Below are 218 nucleotides of genomic sequence, written 5' to 3' on the forward strand. Positions count from 1 at the left end.
ATAAATGGAATAGCTTAYAAATTATTRAATGCAATAAAGGTTGGAAATAAAAAAGACTTTATGGATACAGTTTTAAGAATATTTATGTCAGCAGAAAAAAGTGTACCATCAGTATTTATAGAAATAATGTCAGAAAAAGATTTAGATTTTGAATCAATAGGACATGCATTTATAACAGGATTAATATCTGAAAAATATGAAGCTAAAAATGATGATAA

At 23.6% G+C, this 218-nt stretch carries 1 pseudogene; it reads left to right on the top strand.

The window, feature by feature from the left end:
- Window positions 1–218, top strand: a pseudogene (locus G3997_RS04620) (type I-B CRISPR-associated protein Cas8b1/Cst1); the annotation flags it as partial.

The organism is Romboutsia sp. 13368 (genome assembly GCF_018336475.1).
Lineage (GTDB): Bacteria > Bacillota > Clostridia > Peptostreptococcales > Peptostreptococcaceae > Romboutsia.